The following is a 256-nucleotide window of genomic DNA, read 5'->3' on the forward strand; positions in this document are numbered from 1 at the left end:
GCCGGCGCATCATTGGTTGCCGGATTAGCCCCACAGTTATCAGCTGTAGTGGGTGTTCCAAGAGCCACACCAGTGGCTTGACATGAAGCATTGGCACTAACGGTTACGTCAGCAGGTGCTATAATAGTAGGGTCTGTATCGTCTTCGACAGTTACTATTTGGGTATCAGTAGCCGAATTACCAGCTGCATCAGTTACGGTCCAGGTTACTGTTGTATTACCTATTGGGAATGTAGCCGGCGCATCATTGGTTGCCG

At 50.0% G+C, this 256-nt stretch carries 1 protein-coding gene; it reads right to left on the reverse strand.

Annotated features, from left to right (window positions below; genetic code table 11):
• A partial coding sequence (locus ZA07_RS15965; protein ID WP_157491994.1) for an HYR domain-containing protein occupies positions 1-256 on the reverse strand: 256 nt, incomplete at both ends.

The sequence above is a fragment of the Mangrovimonas sp. ST2L15 genome, from assembly GCF_001280515.1.
In the GTDB taxonomy this organism is placed as follows: Bacteria; Bacteroidota; Bacteroidia; order Flavobacteriales; family Flavobacteriaceae; genus Mangrovimonas; species Mangrovimonas futianensis.